14 protein-coding genes are annotated in these 17,286 nt (G+C 68.8%); 6 read left to right on the plus strand and 8 right to left on the minus strand.

Annotation, left to right across the window (positions count from 1 at the left end; all coding sequences use genetic code 11):
* Positions 1-6: 6 nt before the first annotated feature.
* Positions 7-621: a TetR/AcrR family transcriptional regulator gene (locus ABD333_RS40270; RefSeq protein ID WP_344547893.1), complete on the minus strand. Its 615-nt coding sequence runs from the start codon at positions 619-621 to the stop codon at positions 7-9.
* Between the two features lie 251 nt (positions 622-872).
* Here ABD333_RS40270 and ABD333_RS40275 point away from each other — a divergent pair, with 251 nt between their 5' ends.
* From ABD333_RS40275 to ABD333_RS40285, 3 genes are all read left to right on the plus strand, one after another.
* The gene (locus ABD333_RS40275) at positions 873-1,154 is read left to right on the plus strand and encodes a hypothetical protein (protein WP_344547894.1); all 282 of its coding nucleotides are present in this window, start codon (positions 873-875) and stop codon (positions 1,152-1,154) included.
* Positions 1,155-1,392: 238 nt separating this feature from the next.
* Positions 1,393-6,696 (plus strand): PA14 domain-containing protein, encoded by a 5,304-nt coding sequence (locus tag ABD333_RS40280; RefSeq protein ID WP_344547895.1) that lies wholly within the window; start codon positions 1,393-1,395, stop codon positions 6,694-6,696.
* On the plus strand, positions 6,674-7,072 hold the full coding sequence (locus ABD333_RS40285) for a hypothetical protein (protein ID WP_344547896.1): 399 nt from the start codon (positions 6,674-6,676) through the stop codon (positions 7,070-7,072). Before ABD333_RS40280 ends, ABD333_RS40285 begins: the two co-directional genes overlap by 23 nt.
* Positions 7,073-7,284: 212 nt before the next feature.
* Here ABD333_RS40285 and ABD333_RS40290 read toward each other — a convergent pair whose 3' ends face one another.
* Together ABD333_RS40290 and ABD333_RS40295 are read right to left on the minus strand one after the other, a co-directional pair.
* Positions 7,285-7,410, minus strand: coding sequence for a hypothetical protein (locus tag ABD333_RS40290; RefSeq protein ID WP_344547897.1), 126 nt, complete (start codon positions 7,408-7,410; stop codon positions 7,285-7,287).
* A 226-nt stretch (positions 7,411-7,636) separates the two neighbouring features.
* Positions 7,637-8,371 (minus strand): class I SAM-dependent methyltransferase, encoded by a 735-nt coding sequence (locus ABD333_RS40295; RefSeq protein WP_344547898.1) that lies wholly within the window; start codon positions 8,369-8,371, stop codon positions 7,637-7,639.
* A 785-nt stretch (positions 8,372-9,156) separates the two neighbouring features.
* On the opposite strand from ABD333_RS40295, the gene ABD333_RS40300 reads away from it, so the two are divergent.
* Both ABD333_RS40300 and ABD333_RS40305 read left to right on the plus strand, forming a co-directional pair.
* On the plus strand, positions 9,157-9,750 hold the full coding sequence (locus ABD333_RS40300; protein ID WP_344547899.1) for an ASCH domain-containing protein: 594 nt from the start codon (positions 9,157-9,159) through the stop codon (positions 9,748-9,750).
* A gap of 132 nt (positions 9,751-9,882) precedes the next feature.
* A complete protein-coding gene (locus tag ABD333_RS40305) occupies positions 9,883-10,548 on the plus strand; it encodes an SUKH-4 family immunity protein (RefSeq protein ID WP_344547900.1) in 666 nt (221 codons plus the stop codon).
* A gap of 459 nt (positions 10,549-11,007) precedes the next feature.
* Here the strand turns inward: ABD333_RS40305 and ABD333_RS40310 are convergent, their stop codons facing one another.
* The gene (locus tag ABD333_RS40310; RefSeq protein ID WP_344547901.1) at positions 11,008-11,691 is read right to left on the minus strand and encodes a LysR substrate-binding domain-containing protein; all 684 of its coding nucleotides are present in this window, start codon (positions 11,689-11,691) and stop codon (positions 11,008-11,010) included.
* A 55-nt stretch (positions 11,692-11,746) separates the two neighbouring features.
* Here ABD333_RS40310 and ABD333_RS40315 point away from each other — a divergent pair, with 55 nt between their 5' ends.
* Positions 11,747-12,130 (plus strand): DUF5997 family protein, encoded by a 384-nt coding sequence (locus ABD333_RS40315; protein ID WP_344547902.1) that lies wholly within the window; start codon positions 11,747-11,749, stop codon positions 12,128-12,130.
* Between the two features lie 806 nt (positions 12,131-12,936).
* Here the strand turns inward: ABD333_RS40315 and ABD333_RS40320 are convergent.
* The 4 genes from ABD333_RS40320 to ABD333_RS40335 all read right to left on the minus strand — a co-directional run bounded on the left by ABD333_RS40320 (position 12,937) and on the right by ABD333_RS40335 (position 17,258).
* Complete coding sequence (locus tag ABD333_RS40320; protein ID WP_344547903.1) at positions 12,937-13,713, minus strand: aldo/keto reductase; 777 nt, start codon at positions 13,711-13,713, stop codon at positions 12,937-12,939.
* 101 nt (positions 13,714-13,814) lie between these two features.
* Complete coding sequence (locus ABD333_RS40325; RefSeq protein ID WP_344547904.1) at positions 13,815-14,969, minus strand: DUF6745 domain-containing protein; 1,155 nt, start codon at positions 14,967-14,969, stop codon at positions 13,815-13,817.
* 11 nt (positions 14,970-14,980) lie between these two features.
* The gene (locus tag ABD333_RS40330) at positions 14,981-15,529 is read right to left on the minus strand and encodes a hypothetical protein (RefSeq protein ID WP_344547905.1); all 549 of its coding nucleotides are present in this window, start codon (positions 15,527-15,529) and stop codon (positions 14,981-14,983) included.
* 487 nt (positions 15,530-16,016) lie between these two features.
* Positions 16,017-17,258: a saccharopine dehydrogenase family protein gene (locus tag ABD333_RS40335; protein ID WP_344547906.1), complete on the minus strand. Its 1,242-nt coding sequence runs from the start codon at positions 17,256-17,258 to the stop codon at positions 16,017-16,019.
* Positions 17,259-17,286 lie beyond the last annotated feature (28 nt).

A 17,286-nucleotide genomic window follows, 5' to 3' on the forward strand; every position in this document is an offset into this window, starting at 1 on the left:
GTGGTCTCACCCCACGCCTCCCAGCAGTGCGTGCACGACGCCGGCCGCGTTCTGGACGTCGAGGTCGGGGTCGACGAGCAGGTGCAGCAGTACCCCGTCGAACAGCGCGGCGACCAGCGTCGCGGTCCCGGAGGCCGACACCCGCGAGTCGATCTCGCCCCGTTCCTGGTCGGCGCGGACCAGGCCGGTCAGGACGGCGCGGTAGGAGCGCAGCTCGGCGGCGATGGGCTCGCGCAGTGCGGGATCCCTGGAGGCCTGCCGCGCGGTTTCCAGCAGCAACGCCACCGACGGGTCGTCCAAGGCTCCCGAGGAGAACCAGGCCAGGGTCCCGTCGACCAACTCCCGCACGCTGCCCGCCTGCCGCGTCAGCGCGATCGGCTGTGCCAACGCTTGGAGGGTCGCCGAGACGGCCGCCTCACGCAGCAGCTCCTCCTTGCCCTTGAAGTGATAGCTGACCGCGCCGTGCGGCACACCCGCGCGCGTCGCGATGGCGCGGGTGGTGACCTGCCCCCAGCCGAGCTCGGCGATCAGCGCGGCCGTGGCATCCATGATCGCGGTGCGGGTCGCGGCGCCCTGCTCGGCACTGCTTGGCCGTTCGCCTTGGCCACTTGCCTTGTCCATATGGCCAAGCTAGATCGGCCGAGAGCCCCACGCAACCCTGATAAGCGTGTTGAACGAGCGAATGACTCAGACACAGCGACCAAGTCGCAACCTGGGCACTCCACCAGCGTCGGACCGGTCTCACCATCAGTGTCAGCTGCTCGTCTCCATCCTCGAACCACTCGACGGCCCCGCCGTGCACGATGATGGGCTGGACCGGGTCGTCGGCCGGCGGTCGAGACCGCGAACGCCGCAAGGCTCATTCTTGGCTCATGGATGAGCTCCTGGCCGTGGACGGTACGGGAGCGAACGCGCTCACGGCGATCCCGCCGACCGGATGGTTCTCCAACGTGCCGGAGCGGCCACGCCCCACCGGCGTGGGAGTTCGCCACCTACATGTCGTCGCTGTACAGCGCGGTGTCGACCGCCGGCAGCCGGGCGACCTCCTGGATCAGCCCGGCCGCTCTGCGCAGCCGTTCGTCGCAGCCGGGCTGCTGGAGCAGGCAGGAAACAGGCGCCGCGGGTGGCCGCGGTGGTGGTCGGCTACGCGGTGATCGGACATGTGCCGACTGGGCCTTCTATGGGCCGTGCTCGGCCGGTCTCCCAGGCCCGCTATGTGAACAGATGGTTTCGCCTCTTGATCCGCACTCAAATAGACACTTATGTTCTCAGGACGATCGTGGTGCTGAGGCCGCTTGGATCATGGGGGAGCCTGGGATGTCGTTGCCGCAGGTGAATCGGCCGTTCTGGGTCTCCGGCAGAAGGCGGCGGCGTTCGGGCACTCGGTGGCGCATGCGTGCGACGGCGGTCGTGACGACCATGGTGTTGTCGGCGTCGCTGGTGCAGCCGATGGTGTCGCGGCAACCGGCGCGGGCGGAGCCGGGCTCGAAGATTCCGCGCCGAGATCTGCCCCTGATGACGTCGGCGGCGGTCAAGCCGCGCCAGCTCAAGCCGCCGGCCACATCGCCGGTGGCGGACTTCACGCCGCTGGCGCGGACCGGCGCGGCCGGGTCGAAGGCGGCCCGTGCGGCGGAGGCACCGCAGACAAGCCTGGTCAGCCCGGTCGACGACAGTGTCGTGGCGACCGAGACGCCGACGTTGAAGGTTCGCGATGTCGGGAGCGGCACGCTGTACTGCTTCAAGGTGTCGACCGGGTTCGACGGCCGTTCTGGCAGCGTCGTCGACTCGGGATGCCTGTCCACGCCGCAGTGGAAGGTGCCCAAGCACGTGCTGCGCGACGGCGGCAAGTACACCTGGACGGCCGGCACGACGACGGGAGCCGGGCAGCCGGTGACCCCACCGGCCTGGGTCGCGCATTTCACGGTCGATCAGCGCGTGGGCGATCCGGGGCCGGCGCCAACCGACAAGCTCGGCCCGGTAACGGTGAACCTGTACAACGGCAACGTCCACACCAAGTCGTCCGGCCCGGCTTTCGAGGCTCTGGGTGGGCCGGCCGGAGTGACGTTCAGCTACAACTCCCGGCAGGGTGAAGCGCACGGCGTGCGCGCGTCCTACTTCAACGACCCGCAGCACAACGGAACGCCCGCAGCCGCTCCGGTGCTGGTGCGCAGCGAGGCCCAGGTCAATCTGGACTGGGGCAACGTGTGGAGCAACGTCGACGAGAACCTCCCGTGGAAGGACAACCCGCTTCCGCCCGCCCTGGACAAGAACCACTACGTCATCCGGTGGGAGGGCCACTTCAAGGCCCCCAGGTCCGGGGATTTCCAGTTCGCGGGCGCGCACGCCGACGGTGCGAAGATCTGGGTGAACGGCAGGCTCGTCTACGACAACCCCGATGCCACGCCGAACGTGAGCACGGAGTTCCTGACGGCGGGCCCGAGGCACGAGCGGGACGTTCCACTGATCGCCGGGCAGCGTGCGGCGATCAAGGTCGAGCTCTACCACCACAGTGCCGAACGGCCGCGGATGGTGCTGTGGACCAAGAGCACGACGGGCGCCGCGGGCCAGCGCAGCCACAACGTCGCCCCCCGGATCGTGACGACGGACTGGCTGTACGCCGAGGACCCGTTGCCGCTTCCGGCGGGATGGACGCTGGGAGTGGCCGGGAGCGGCTACACCAAGGCCGAGATGCTGGACGGGTCGGTGGTGCTCACCGACAACGCCGGCGGCAAGCACACCTGGACCAAGACGTCGGACGGGGGTTATGCGCCCCCGTCCGACGAGGACGGTGTGCTGGCCTTCGACGCCGGTGGCCGGATCACCGTCACCGACAAGGACGTGGCGTCGATCTTCAACCCCGACGGGACGCTCGCGCAGGTGACGTCGGTGCAGGACAGCAAGAAGCCGGCGGCGTTGCAGTACTTCTACAGCGGTTCCATCCCGCGTCTGACGCAGATCAAGGACCCGGTGTCGGGCCGGGCGCACACCCTGCACTACAACACCGACGGCAGCGACAACTGCTACGGCGGGGTCGCCCGCCCGCCTGGCGCAGACCGTGCGCCCGCGCAGCAGTTGTGCCGGATCCGCTACTGGGACGGCACCGAGACCCGGCTGTGGTACGTGATGGACACCCTCGCCCGGATCGAGAACCCGGGCGCGGCCATCGCCGACTACAACTACCTGAACCGGGACACGGCCAAGCCACTGTACGACCGGGAGACCGACGAAGAGCAGCGGCAGAAGATCAAGGAGACGCTCGGGCCGCTGACCGAGGTCCGTGACGGTCTGGCCTACGACTGGCTGGCCCGGCAGACGCCGAACGGGCGGATGCTCGCCGAACGGACCATGGTCGAGTACGAGAGCGTCTACGAGAGCGACATCGGGGACTCGCGGCTACGGGCGGTCAAGGTCCTGGCGCCGTATCCCAGCGGCTACCTCGAGGCAGGGCCGCGACCCGGGCACCTCTACCAGTACTACCTCGACCGCAAGCAGACGACCGTCGGGGTGTCGGGGCTGGACGATCGGATGCGTTCCCGTGTGGTGACGTACGACGACGCCGGTCGGGAGCTGACGTCGACCGACGCCGACGGGGTGAGCTCGTCGGTGGCGTGGAATTCCAAGGACCAGCCGGTCGCGGAGGTCGACCCGCGGGGCAAGCGTGTCACCTATGTCTACGACCACGCCGACCGGCTGACCGATGTCCACGGGCCCGCGGCGGCGTCGTGCTTCGACGGCCAGACCCCGACCTCGCAGTGCCAAAGTACGGTTCCGCACAGCCGTACCCGCTATGACGAGGGCATCGTCGGGTTGCAGGCGGCGTTTTACGACAACCCGCATCTGTCGGGTGTGCCCGCGGTGTGGCAGACCGGCGTCGGTACCGGCGACGGTTCGCTGACGGGGAACTGGGGCGGCACACCGCCGGTGACGGGCACCGGGGGCTGGTCGGGCCGGTTCACCGGCGAGATCCGGTTCCCTGAGGCCGGCAAGTACGGGCTCGGATTCACGGCCGTGGACGGGGTGCGGCTGTGGATCGACGACGTGCTCATCGTGGACAGCTGGACCGACAAGGCCTCCACCACGGTTTCGGGGACCTACACCAACCCCAAGGCGGGCAGCCGGCACCGGATCCGTGTCGATTACTACAACCGCAGCGGCAGCACCGGCGCTCTGGACTTCACCTGGACTCCGCCCGGGGACGACGGCTCGGTGACCGTCCCCGGTGAGCATCTGGCGCCGCGCTACGGCTACGAGACCAGCAGGGTCACTGAAGCCGGCTCCGAACGGGCCCCGTCGACGAAGACCACGACCGCCTACTCCGACGCCTCGACCGGGATCGATCCGGTGTTCGGGCTGGTGGTGTCGAAGACCAGCGACCCGGGCGGGCTCGACCTGGTCAGGCGCAACGTCTTCGAGCGACCCGGCAACGGATATCTGCGGCGGCTGGCCGAAGCCCTGCCCGGCGGCGACATCGGCGATCCCGCCAAACGCGGCACCTCCGCCTACTACGGAGGGAACGAGACTCGCTCCAACCCCTGCGAGGAGAACTCGCCGGCGGTGAACCAGGGCGGCATGGCCAAGACCCTCACCGCGGCCGGGAACGCCGACGGGTCGGCCAACACGGCCGAAACGGTGGACGACGCGTCGGGCCGGGTCGTCGCCGTCCGGATCAACTCCGAACCGTGGTCGTGTGTCAGTTATGACGCCCGCGGCCGCGTCGCCAAGAAGACGTTCCCGGCGATGGGCGATCAGCCCGCCCGGACCGTCACCCACGACTACGCCGTGGGCGGCAACTCCCTCGTCACCCGGATCAGCGACGCCAACGGCTCGACCACCGCCGTGGTCGACTTGCTCGGCCGGGTCGTCTCCTACACCGACGCCACCGGCGTGATCACGACCAGCAGGTACGACGCCGCCGGACGCAAGACCACCGAGACCACCACGGTCAAGGGAGTCTCCTCGACGCTGACCTACCGCTGGACCAACGCCGCACGCCTGATCGGCCTCAGCCTGGACGGCACCGCCGTCGCCACCCCCGGCTACGAGGCGGGATTGCTGAAGACCGTCGGCTACGGCAACGGATCGGACCTCGCGGTCACCTACAACGACGCCGCGGCCGTCACCGCCCTGAAATGGAAGACCAAGGAGTCGACGGTCACCGACACCGTGACCCGCGCCCGCGACCAGCGCGTCACCGCCGAATCCATCACCGACTCCGCCGCCCCCGGCAAGACCTACGACCACTCCTACACCTACGACGGTGCCGGCCGCCTTGTCGCGGCCACCGTGCCGCACCACAAGCTCACCTACGGCTACACCGGCGACGGCGGCTGCGGACCCAACAAGAAGGCCGGAGCCAACACCAACCGCACCAGCTCTACCGACAGCTTCAACGGCGGCCCGCCCGTCACCACCGCCTACTGCTACGACAACGCTGACCGGCTCCTGTCCACCAGTGGCGCCACCACCCTTTCGCTGGACTACGACGTCTACGGCAACGCGACCAAGGTCGGCACCGACACCCTCGGCTACGACTCCACCCGCCGGCACGTGGTCACCACCACCGCCGCCACCGCCAACGCCGCCGCCCGGACGGTCCGCTACACCCGCGACGTCACCGACCGCATCACCGCACGCACGGTCGAGGAGACCGGCAAGCCCGCGCAGGCGACCCGCTACGGCTTCACCTCTGACGCCGGCGGACCCGACTTCGTCCTGGACGCCGGCGGGAATCTGCGGCAACGCGTGCTGAAACTGCCGGGCGGGGTCGTCCTCACCAAGAACTACTCCGCCAACACCCCCGCCAACTGGGCCTACCCCAACGTCCAGGGCCACATCCTGCTCACCGCCGACGGCACCGGCGCCCGCACCGGCAAACTCCATCTGTACGACCCGTTCGGCCAGAACATCGACCCCGACACCGGCGCGATCGGCGACATCCCCATCCCCGCCACCGCCGAGGGCGGCATGGACTTCGGCTGGCTCGGCCAGCACACCGTCCCCATCGAACACCTGGCCAGCCATCAGGCCCTGGAAATGGGGGCCCGCACCTACCTGCCCGTCCTCGGCCGCTTCCTGCAGACCGACCCCGTTTCCGGCGGCTCCGCCAACAACTACGACTACGTCAACGCCGACCCCATCAACAACCTCGACCTGACCGGCTCCAAGCCCTGGTACCCGTCCCCACTGGACAAGGGTGGAGCCGGCGGAGGCGGTCCACGCGGCTCCGGCCCGGGCGGCCCGGGCGGTGGCGGAAAAGGTCCAGGCGGCGGGGGAGGGGCCAATACCGGGCCCCGGCCCAACACCCCGGAAAAGGCTCCCACCCAAGAGGCGCCCACAAAGGCAGAACCTGCGAAAATTGCGATCGGCCTGAGCGAAGTCGACGGAAACCCCATGGCGCTCCTCGAATTCGCTGACCGAGTCGGCGCGAAGTCGTACCACGACTGGCCGTCCCAAGGTCAAAACTGGGTGCAAGAATTCCAGAGCTACGTCAAGGACGGAAAGACGCAGATCCACGTCAATCTCGACGGGATCGACGACCCTGTGGCCGCGGCCCGGGCCGGCCGGGGCACGGACCCCATCCTCGATGGACACGCAACTGGCTGGGAGCTAAGCTTGATTCAAGATAATCCGAGCTCATGGCCGTTGGTGACCTTCTATCGAGAAGGGAGACCCGTTGACAACCCGTTCGTCGAATGAAGGCGCGGGCCTGCCCATCTCTTTCGAACGCAGATTCCGGCCGTGGCGATATAACGTCAGCCACTCGGAGCTTTCGCTACGGAGCGTCGACGGCGCCGACATCATCGAGATTCAATTCTTTGGTGTCATGGGCATGAAGCTCAAGACCGTTTATGAAAGGCTCGACATCACTCTTGCGGACGGCCCCGAAACGGCGGAGATCCTCACGTTCTCCGGCGTTCCCGGGTCACAGACCGCGAAAGTGCGATGCCTCACTCTCAACGATGACAGTTTCGTGGCGTGCTTGAGATTCAGTGCCTGGGCGCGCCCCCGTGATACCGAACGAGACCCATCAGGTCTCCCGCAAAGCGAATCCACACTGCTGTTCCGGGGGTAGGGCTCCTCGCCGTCAGACCATCCGGTCTGACGGCCCTGGAGCTCATACGGAGAAGATCATCGCCAGCGAGTCCGGCCGTAGCGAGCGTCGGGGACGGCTGCCGGTGCTGGGCGGCTGCTGTGTGAACGGGGCCGCAGATCCTCTTGGGTGGTCGAACGCGGACGGGCGGAGATCGGTGCGCGTCGGTGGGTCGTTCTTGTCGTTGGCCCGGATCAGGAGCTGAACGCCTTCTTGTAGAGGCGGGTGGACAGGGGGATGAACATGATCAGCATGACGGTGATCCACAGCAGTGATGCCCCGAGGGCGTGCTGCATGGGCCAGGCGTCGGAGGTCTTCATTTAGGTGCTGGTGTTGCCGAACAGTTCGCGTGCGGCTTGGGTGAAGGAGGCCGTCGTGGTTACGGCCGGGTGCGTAGGTGGGAGGCCTGCGCCGCCGATCGTAGATCCCAGCGGTGAAATGGGTGCCCCTGATGGTGTCGGCGACCAACGGCGGCCGGTACCCGCCATCGAAGGTGCTCGTCGGACGCCAGGTGACCATGGGCCTGGATCGTGCCGGTAGGTGTGTTCAGGGTGTGGCTGGTTTGCGGGCGGTGAGCAGGCGGGTCGGGACCCACGGACTGCCCCACCATGCGCGCCAGCCGAGGCCGCGCACGCGGATGTCCTGGGCGTTCAGCAGGGCCAGCACCGCAGCGTACTCGCGGGGCGTCCGCGCCAGGTCGGCGATCAGCAGGCGGCCGCCCGGCCGCAGCACCCGGTACGCCTCGGCGATCGCTTGGGCGCGGGCGTCCGCGCCGAAGATGGTGTGCACCGTCAGGCTGGACACCACCAGGTCGAAGCTTGCCTCCGCGTACGGGAGTCTGCGCAAGTCACCCCCGTGCACGTGGACGCGGTCGGCGACGCCTTCGGCGTGGGCGTTGCGCAGGGTCGCCGCCGGGGTGTTGCCGGACTGATCCCGTCCGCGCCACAGGTCCACGCCGACCGCCCGGCCCTGCGGGAGGTGCCGGGCGGCGGCCAACAGGACGGCGCCGCGTCCGCAGCCGAGGTCGAGCAGCCGTTCGTCGCCACGCAGGTCCAGCTCGTCCAGCACGTCCCGCCAGACCAGGAACTTGCCGCGCAGCGTGGCGTGCAGGCTCAGGGCAAGGCATCCCGCCAGCAGGGTGCCGGAGACCAGCGCGGGCAGCGCGGCGGCCAGATCCGCGGTGACCGCCATCACCAGCCCGGTCACCCAGAACCCCAGCACGACCAGGCCCACAAAGCCGAACCCATAGGGCGCATCCATCCCGTACCGCGCGCCAGGCATCCCGCCACTCTGCCACGAACCGGCCGCTCAGGGGCTGGCAACGACGCACTGGTCCACCGCCGCCGAGTACCGGACACCGTGGTGACACCGTCGGCGACGGCGACGTGTGGACGGGCGCCGGGCTGAGCGCGTGCCTGGACCTGGCGCTCGCGCTGGTCGCCGGGACTTCACAGCCCGGTGCCGGAGTCTTTGCCTTGGACATGACCCAGGCGAGGGAACTCCTCCTACGCTCGTGGTCCCACTCCCACAGTTGGGATTCGGCTGCGGACGACGCATTCGATCATGGCTGCAAGAGCCGGGTACGGTGGCGGGCAAGTGTGGTTCATGCCTTCTGAGGGTTTCTGGCGGGCTGTCGCGGGCGGATTGGAACCAACCGGGTTCGCTGAAGTCCTTGACGAGCCCGGGTTTCATGACGTTGACGCCGGGGCCCTGACGGCGGGCATGGGTGCCCTGAAGATTGCGAATGGGTCCTCCTTCCCGGCTCTTGACGCAAGAACGCAGGCTCCTGCCGCAGACCGCGCCAGGTTGGCCCACGATCGGACTCGTCCGCCAGCGGTGACCGGCGGTTCCTTGGCCAGTCGGCTGCGGCGAGGCACCGGCGTTGGTCCTTCAGCGTGCCGGGCCCGGTCGCGGAGTTCGGCGTCGAATCTGGTCGATGGCCGGTCGAGGTAGCCGCCGGGGTGGCTGTTCCGGCTCCGCGCGGGCTCCTGCGACTTGCTCAGCATGATTTATTGGTGCCCTGCATGAAGTCGCAGAAGGAAAGGCGTGTCACCAGGGAGGGAACGATGCTGTTCAGGAGGGAGGTCCTTGAGGGGATCGCGGGCGGGCGGATCGACCGGGTGTTCCGGGTGTGGGCCGAGCCCCGGGTCCGCACGGGGAGCACCCAGCGCACCTGGGCGGGGATCGTCGTGATCGACTCGGTCACGGCCGTCACCCCCGAGGAGATCACCGAGGAGGACGCCCTGCGTTCGGGCTTCGCAAGCCGTGCGGCGCTGCTCACCGCGCTGTCCAAGAGCACCAAGGAGGGCGGCTACCACCGCGTCATGCTCCATCTGGGCGGACCCGATCCTCAATCGGAGTTGGCCGGGAACGCCGACCTGACCGACCAGGAATTGGCCGACCTCAAAGCCGCCCTGGACGCCGTCGACATCCGCAGCCGCCGCGGCCCCTGGACCCGCGAGGTCCTGCGCCTCATCGAGGAACACCCCGGCCTGCGCGCCCTGGACCTGGCCGAACGACTGGACCGCGACAAGTTCCCTTTCAAGGCCGACGTCCGCCGCCTCAAAGCCCTCGGCCTCACCGAAAGCCTGGAGACCGGTTACCGTCTCTCCCCGCGCGGCAAGGCCCTCATGGCCTACCTGCGGTCCTCCACTGAATGACCTGTCCCGGGTGCTGCTTCAGCCCTGACACCTCTCTTGCCGCTGGCCGGGGCGCTCGATTGAGTCCCATCGGACGGCATGCCCAGGCGACCGCTACGATCCTCCCACTCGTTGGAGGTGTTAGTGGGAAGCTTGCACGACCAGATGCTGGCCGTCAGCGAAGCGCCGCTCTCCTCCCTGATCCAGCCGCTGGTCCAAGTCCGGGCCGGCTCGGTCACGGACCACTGGCTCTTGCCCGAGTCAGATCGCTTGGCTCTGCGGACTTGGGGCCTACCGGAAGGGCCTTTGCTGCGCCCGACACCACAAGCCGGGCCTCAGCCCACGCTGGCACCCAACATCGCCGGTGAACTGGAACGCCGACTTCTTTCCGAGAAGCAAAGGCTGTATCTGCTCGGTATCTATGGCGCCGACTTCGACCCGGGCACCGCGATCCGAATTGGAGCGGTCGCCGGCACCGGGCAGGTCATGGGGATACGCGAACGACCGGTAAGCACAGCCGACGTCCACGAGCAACTCCGTCCCTATTACCCGAATCTCTACCACCCGGCTGTCTGCTACTTCAACAGTTCGGTAGCTGCCTTTGTGGAGGTGGCTTGGCGTTGGCGGGCGGCGGTCGAACTGATCCGCGCACACCCCGGTCCGGGTTTCCCCGCACCTCTCAAGGAACACGAACAGCACGCCGCCGAACTTGAACGATCTTGCACGGACTTCCTCGCCCGCATGACTGTGCTTGACCCCACGCTCGGCGACAGCGCGGCCGGCTCGTTGTGGTTGGAAACCATTACCGACGACCGCTGACGCCTGATGACGGGTACTGAACGCACTCTCATGCCGCATTCGGTGAGAATGGCGCCAGGGTGTACTTGCCAGAGACGGTTGGCGTGGAGCCGCGTCCCGCTGCGGGAGGTCCCGTGTAGCTCGATGTCCCGCTCTGCGGCCTTGGTCGGCAGCTGGGTTGTCGTCCGGTCGTCGTGTGGCAGCCGGACTTCCAGGGTGGTGGTCGGCGGGGTGGCGCGGGGTCGCCAACTGGTGCACCGCGTCTTCGGTGCCGGTGTAGGCGCCATGCTGGTGGCGTTCGGCGGCGATCACGTTAGCGGTGTCGGGGTTGAGATGCCGTACCGCCGACAGGCTGGGCCGGATCACCGGCGGCGGCATGGCGGGGAAGTGCCTGTGGCAGGGCCCCAGACCGCGGCTTCGGCGTCAGTGGGGAGTTCTAGGGCGGCGGCCGGAACGCGATGTCGGTAGGCATGACCCTCGTCACGTCCGGCGGCGCGTTTGGCGGCGACGTTTGGGGGTGGAGCGCTTAGGCGGTGGCTTCTTACCGGTGGGCTGCTGTTGGGGATTGCGGCCACGGGAGCTGTTGGGGGTGCGGCCGCGGACGATGCCGATCAGTTCCTCCATCAGGTCGGTCGTCTCGGTGTCGAGCCAGGCCAGGCCGATCTGGGACTGAGGGGCGTCGGTCACGGTGCGGTAGGTGAGGTCTTTGCGGTGGTGGAGGCGGGCCAAAGACTGCGGGAGCAGCAGGACGCCGGCGCCCGACGCCACCAACTCGATCGCCTCAGCGGTGCTCTCCGGTCGGGTGAAGGCAGGCTGCCCGGGGCGGTGGTCCCAGGCCAAGACGTCGTCGAGCGGCTCGAACACGTCCTCGTCGGCGAGATCGGCGACCTCCACCTCCTCGACCGCGGCCACCGCGTGATCCTTCGGCACCACCACCACGGTCGTCTCCAGGTACAGCGGGATCACGTGAAGGGCCTCGCGGTCGACGGGCAGGCGTACGAACGCCGCGTCCACACCACCGTCCCGCAGCAAGGGGACAATCTCGGCGGCGGCCATCTGCACCAGCCGGAGCGGCACCTCCCGCACCCGCTCGGCCCACACTCCAGCCCATTTCCCGGGCGTCACCCCTGGCGCGTAGGCCAGCCGGAACTCACCATCGGTCACTTCTTCAGCCTAGTCACGTCCAGGCAACTTCCTCCCGCTGGCTACCCTTGAGGTCATGAGCACGTCCAAGGCGAAGACGCCGCAGACCATGAAGGCCGCGACCGCGGCCAAGAAGCTGGGAATCCTGCTGTCAGCAGCGCCCGCCGAGTTTCAGGAAGGCCCTGTCTCCCGAGACGAATTGAACGCGCTCCAAGCCGACCCGCCCTCGTGGCTCGCGGACCTGCGCCGCGAGGGCCCCCACCCCCGCCAGGTCGTCGCCGCCAAGCTCCGCGTCTCCGCCTCAGGTCTGGCTCGCGCCGGCATCACGGGCCCCCTCACCACAGCCGAGATCGAGAACCTGAAGGCCGAAAACCCCGACTGGCTCGAACGCGAGCAGGCCATCCAAGCCGAAGTCCGCAAAGAGGAACTCCGCCTCAAGCAGCAGCGCGCCAAGGCCTGACGCACGCTATGCCCCCGGCCACAGGCGCAGGAGCGCGTTGATCACGAGAGCGACAGGTGGTGGTGTCGGTCTTGGGTGTCACAGACTCAGCAGGGAGTTGCTCGGTCTGACCGTCTGCGGAGCGGTCGCGTTCGAGCGGGACGCCTCTTTCGCAAGCCCGAGAAGGCGCCTGTCCACACCGCGAGCGTATGCGGCCGGGCATCCAGCCGGCAGTCCACGAAACCCCTGTCCAGTCACCGTGCACTGGCGCGCCGTCGTCCATGTGGTGTGACTCGACTAGGTATGCCCCAGAGCATTTCGGTTCGGGGTGAACCACGGGTCTTCCGGGAAGACTTGAGCGAGCCTGTCGCGGACGACGTGGCGGACCTCCGCTCTGCCGAGAGCGACGATCGGCTCCCAGCAATGTTCTCTGACCGCCGGGTGACAAGACGCGTCGGGGCACATCAGCACCGCAATTACTCGGATTGGCCAAAGGAGTGGCTGTACAACCAGGCGACTTGGCTCCTGCGCAGCTGCAGTTGTGGGCCATGGGCGCCTCCAGATATCGGCCGGAAGCACATCATCCAAGGCCGGAATATTCACGTATATCTTCAGCCGGAGACATCTTTGCGACGTCTTGGCGCCCGCTGTGGGGCTGTCGGGCATGGCATCGCCAAGTGAGACGTGCCTGGGGAAAGGGAGGGCACGTGATCGCGCCGACATGAACGTCCGCTCGTGCCGCCGACCGCACTGGTAAAGCCGATGCTGGGTTGGTGTCGTCTCTCGGTGGCGACACCATTCAAACGCGGCTCGCTTGCCGTCTTCGGTCAGCTGGTTCGGGCGAGTGCGTCGATCGCGGTGACGTCTTCGGTGGTGAGGGAGAAGTGTTCCAGGTCGAAGTTGGCGGCGATGCGTTCCCGGCGTGATGACCTGGGGAGGATGACGATGTCGTGTTCCAGATGCCAGCGCAGGACGACTTGGGCGGGCGTGACTGCGTGCCGTTCAGCGATCTCGGTGAGGACGGGGTGGCGCAGGTCGGTGTTCTTCAGGCCGCTGTAGCCCTCGACGACCACTCCTCGACGACGGTGCTCGTCCAGCAAGGCAGGGTCGTGCTGTCCCGGGCTCCACGGGATCTGGTTGACCGCCGGCTGCTGTCCGGTGGCCTCGGTCAGCAGGTCGATCAGGGCCGGGCTGTAGTTGCTGACGCCGACAGTGCGGGCCAGTCCTGCGTCCTTGGCGGACAATAGTTCCTGCCAGGTGGAGACGAGTTCGTCCCGGCCGGTCGGCCAGTGGATCAGCCAAAGATCTACATAGTCGGTGTCGAGCAGGCGGAGACTGGACTCCAGGGCGCGGCGGGCGTGCCGCGCGTCCTGTGGGCGTAGTTTGGTGGTGATGTAGACCTGCTCTCGGCCCACGCCGCTGTCCCTCACGGCTCTGCCGACCTCTGACTCGTTCTGGTACAACGTTGCGGTGTCGACATGCCGGTAGCCGACTTCCAGCGCCGCGCGTACGGAGTCGTACGCCGTTTCGCGCCGCAGCTGCCAGGTACCGAAACCGATCAACGGCAGCGCGATATCACCAGGTGGCTTCGTCGTCCGAGTCATGCATGGCATTCTCTCTCGGTCTCTGCGCCTTGATCGACGACACGCGCCACGGCTGCCATGACAGTGCGCTGCGAGATCGACACCAGCCCGTCCGCTGGGGGTCAGGTGCGGCGGGCGGACTGGCGGTACTGGGTGGAGGTGAGGCCGATCTGCCAGGCCGCGGCGTGGACGGGGTCGCGGATCCAGCCGGGGACCAGTTCGCCGAACTCGCGGCGGGTGCCGTCCCGTTCGACGGTGCCGTTGGTCATCAGGAGCAGGTGAAGGTGGTCGTCGTACAGGCGTTCGACGCACCAGAGGCTGAGGACCTGGCCGGGGTTGCCCGGGTCGGGGACCTCCCGGCCGACCTGCGGCCAGCGGGCCTCGGTGACGATCCGGTGCCAGCCGGCTCGGCCTGCCAATCGCTCGACGGCGCAGCGGCGCTGCTCGGAGTTGCGCAGCGACACCGCTCGGGAGATCGGGACGTCCTCCTCGATGAGTTCGCGTGGCATGGCGACGCCGTGCCACGCCCAAAGGCGCCAGCCGTCGGGGTACTGGACGGCCGGGCCGGTCGGATGGTGGAGCCGCCCCCCGGCGTCGCGGTGCAGTTGCGTGGGACGTTCGGTGAGGATCACGCTGTCGCGCATCGGCCACCACTCGCCCGCCGAACGCGCCACCTGGAGCAGGCCCCGGCCGTGGCGGTCCGGTTCACCGGCGCCGAGGAGCTCGAGGAAGCCGAGCTGGGCGAGGTGCGGCAGCGTCCGTTGCGGGAACGCGCCCAGCCGGGGCAGTGCCCACTGTTCGGGGAACTGCCGCGCCTCCTGCCAGGTCGCGGCCGCCTGGTCGACGGCTTGTCCGACGGCCTTGCCGAGACCGATGTCGACCGCGGTGGCGACCTCGCGGCCGAGCCGGTCCAGCGGCGCGCGCCAGCGCGGGTCCCGCTCCCGGCCGTGCGGCAGCGGGTCCAGCATGATCAGGTCGGTTTCCGGGGGGTCGTCGGTGACCCGGTCGGCGAGGGCGGCGGCGGCCTGTTCCGGCAGGGTTCGCCAGGCCCGCCTGGTCACGACCTGGAGCCGTCCCGCGCGGATGTCGGCGCCGATGCTGCCCGCCATCGGCGAACCCAGCCAGATGATCTGCTCCGGCGGCCGTCGGCCGGCGCCGAGGTAGACGTCCTGGACGCCCGCCTCGGCGGCCTCCCGGCAGGCCGGACCGACGGCCAGCCCGTGGCCGATCCACTCCTCCCGCACGGACTCCAGCAGCGCCTGCTGCTCCACGTCCATGGTCGGTACGGCTAGTCCGCGACGAAGCGGACGTTCGTCCAGCCCTGCTCGCGGGCGGCGCGCTCAAGCTCCGCTCGTTCGCGCGCGGCCTGGTCGAGGGCCGCCTGCTTGCGGGCCTGCTTACGGGCCCGCTCAAGCTTGCGGACGGTGTCGGGCGTGAGGACGCGCGGCGCCATCTCGCGCTTGCGGCGCAGCACGTACCGGCCGGGCGCGATCCCGGTGTTGCCGTGCTCGGGGTGGTCGAGCCACGCGATCGCGCCGTCCGCGACCTCCAGCGACCCCAGGGTCAGGTCGTCCGCCGCGCCTTCGCGGACGTCGTACCGGACGTCACCGGAGGCGAGCAGCAGGTGGGTGTGGCCGCCCGCCTCACCGCGGACCACGGCGATACCCGCGGCCGGGACCGGGGTCACCGGCGGCCGGTGGTCCTCGGACGCCATCGAGGCGGGGACGACGGACACGTCACCCTGGTGCTGCAGTCCGTCGATCGTTGGGATGTCGAGTTCGGCGGCCAGGCGGGCCAGGTCGGCGTCATCCGTCCGCACGCTGCTGAGAAGTTTCACTGCGGCCTCCCGCGAAGTGTCTTCCCACGAATCTAGGCTCCATCTGATCAAGCGGGCCAATGGTTTTCCGCCGACCGCCTTGAGCGATGGCGCGGGGAGTCTCGGACAAGCCGACCACCGGCCAGCACTTCGAGCATCAACAACCTGGTCGACGCGCTTGGCGGGCACACGACCTTGCCAGTGGAGCCGGACTTCGTCGTCCATGACGGCAACGAGACGATCGAAGGCTTGGGCCAGGTCGTCTGCGCCGTTGGCAGGCTCCCGGTAATGCGATCAGCCGGCGTTGCACGGAAGGTGGCCCGCCCCCGGAGATTCCAGACAGCGAGCGACGTACTCACATGCCGCAGCTCGCGGTGTGAGGCGATGCCAGGGGCCTACCTGTTCCGCCTTCATTTCGGTTGTGGGCATCAGGTGTCACTCCTTGATCAGGAGTTACATCGAAGGCCGTACAGTCCCTCTCTGCCAGGGCGGCCGGCGGGAGCGGATGTCAGGGTCGTGCTGGGCGCAGGGGAGTGCTTGTGTGTTCGACGGTGACGTTGAGGTCGTTGCCTGGGTGGTGGCGGTTCAGGTCGGCGAAGAAGCGGTCGGGGTCGAGGGCGGTCTCGGGCGGGCGGACGCCGGGCTTGAGGGCTGTGCCGTCGAGGATCTGAGCCAGCGCCAGGGCCAGGGGCACTCCGGTGGCCTCGGCCATGTCTGCGATCAAGGGTGGGGTGGTGGCGTCGGGCGCGTCATCGGTGTCTTCTGGCGCGTTGGACAGATGGGCCAGGACGGTACGCGGGCGGCCTTGGTGGGTGCCGCCGGCGGCGGCGAAGAACGGCGGAAGCGATCCCGGGCCCTTGCGGGTGAGCGAGCCTGCCCAGGCACGCAGGGCGCGGGCCAGGGAGGGGGCGGCCAGGTCGGCGGCCGCGGTCTCGTTGGTCAGGCGTCCGGCGTCCAGGTCGCGGCGCAGCACGTTCAGGTAGGCCAGGGTGCCGGTGGTGACGACCATCAGGTTGGCGGCTTGGCCGGTGGGACGGAAGCTGCGGTGCAGGGTGACGGGCTCGGGGTGGCCGACGGTGTAGGCGGTTCCGGTCCGGCCTTCGGGCAGGACGAGGGTGATCGGCCGCAGCGGTGGCCGGTGCACCAGGTGTCCGTTCTCGACCACCGCGACCGTGCCGCTGATCTGTTCCATCCAATGGACGGCGGCGGCGCTGGGACGGCCGTCGGGCCCTAGGAGCTGGTCGTCGTCCTGGTCTCCGGCGGCCGGGACGTCGACGGGCCAGGCGGTGTAGAGGTCGTGCACGGCGTCCAGTTCGCGGACGGCGCGGGCGGCGAGCAGGTTGCTGACCCCCGGGCTGGCTCCGGCGCCGACCACGGCGCACACCCCGGCCGAACGGGCGGCCCGGTCCGCTTGCAGCATCTGCAGGGTCGGCTCCCAGTCGTCGCAGATGTCCAGGTAGTGGGTGCCGGTCTCGATCGCCGCCGACAGCACCCGCATGCCGAACCGGTAGTAGGGGCCGACGGTGTTGAGTACGACGTCGGCGTCGGCGAGCGCGGCGCGCAGAGCGTCGTCGTCGGTCACGTCCACCCGCAACGGCATGGTCTTCCCAGGTGACCGGCGCACGACGGCCTCGGCCGTGACCAGGTCACGGTCGGCGACCACGATCCGCGAAACGCGCGGCTGCCGAGCCGCCTCGCGTACCGCGACCGCGCCCATCGCTCCGGCCCCGCCCAGCGCCAGCACTCTCATCTCGGGCCTTCTTTCGTTGATAATACGA

The sequence above is a fragment of the Actinomadura fulvescens genome (genome assembly GCF_039533225.1).
Taxonomy (GTDB): Bacteria; Actinomycetota; Actinomycetes; order Streptosporangiales; family Streptosporangiaceae; genus Spirillospora; species Spirillospora fulvescens.

Bases quoted from the DNA above. Each gene is read 5' to 3' on its own strand.
- ABD333_RS40270 (WP_344547893.1), bottom strand. From the start codon at position 621: ATGGACAAGGCAAGTGGCCAAGGCGAACGGCCAAGCAGTGCCGAGCAG.
- ABD333_RS40275 (WP_344547894.1), top strand. From the start codon at position 873: ATGGATGAGCTCCTGGCCGTGGACGGTACGGGAGCGAACGCGCTCACG.
- ABD333_RS40280 (WP_344547895.1), top strand. From the start codon at position 1,393: ATGCGTGCGACGGCGGTCGTGACGACCATGGTGTTGTCGGCGTCGCTG.
- ABD333_RS40290 (WP_344547897.1), bottom strand. From the start codon at position 7,410: ATGAAGACCTCCGACGCCTGGCCCATGCAGCACGCCCTCGGGGCATCA.
- ABD333_RS40295 (WP_344547898.1), bottom strand. From the start codon at position 8,371: ATGCCTGGCGCGCGGTACGGGATGGATGCGCCCTATGGGTTCGGCTTT.
- ABD333_RS40300 (WP_344547899.1), top strand. From the start codon at position 9,157: ATGCTGTTCAGGAGGGAGGTCCTTGAGGGGATCGCGGGCGGGCGGATC.
- ABD333_RS40315 (WP_344547902.1), top strand. From the start codon at position 11,747: ATGAGCACGTCCAAGGCGAAGACGCCGCAGACCATGAAGGCCGCGACC.
- ABD333_RS40320 (WP_344547903.1), bottom strand. From the start codon at position 13,713: ATGACTCGGACGACGAAGCCACCTGGTGATATCGCGCTGCCGTTGATC.
- ABD333_RS40325 (WP_344547904.1), bottom strand. From the start codon at position 14,969: ATGGACGTGGAGCAGCAGGCGCTGCTGGAGTCCGTGCGGGAGGAGTGG.
- ABD333_RS40335 (WP_344547906.1), bottom strand. From the start codon at position 17,258: ATGAGAGTGCTGGCGCTGGGCGGGGCCGGAGCGATGGGCGCGGTCGCG.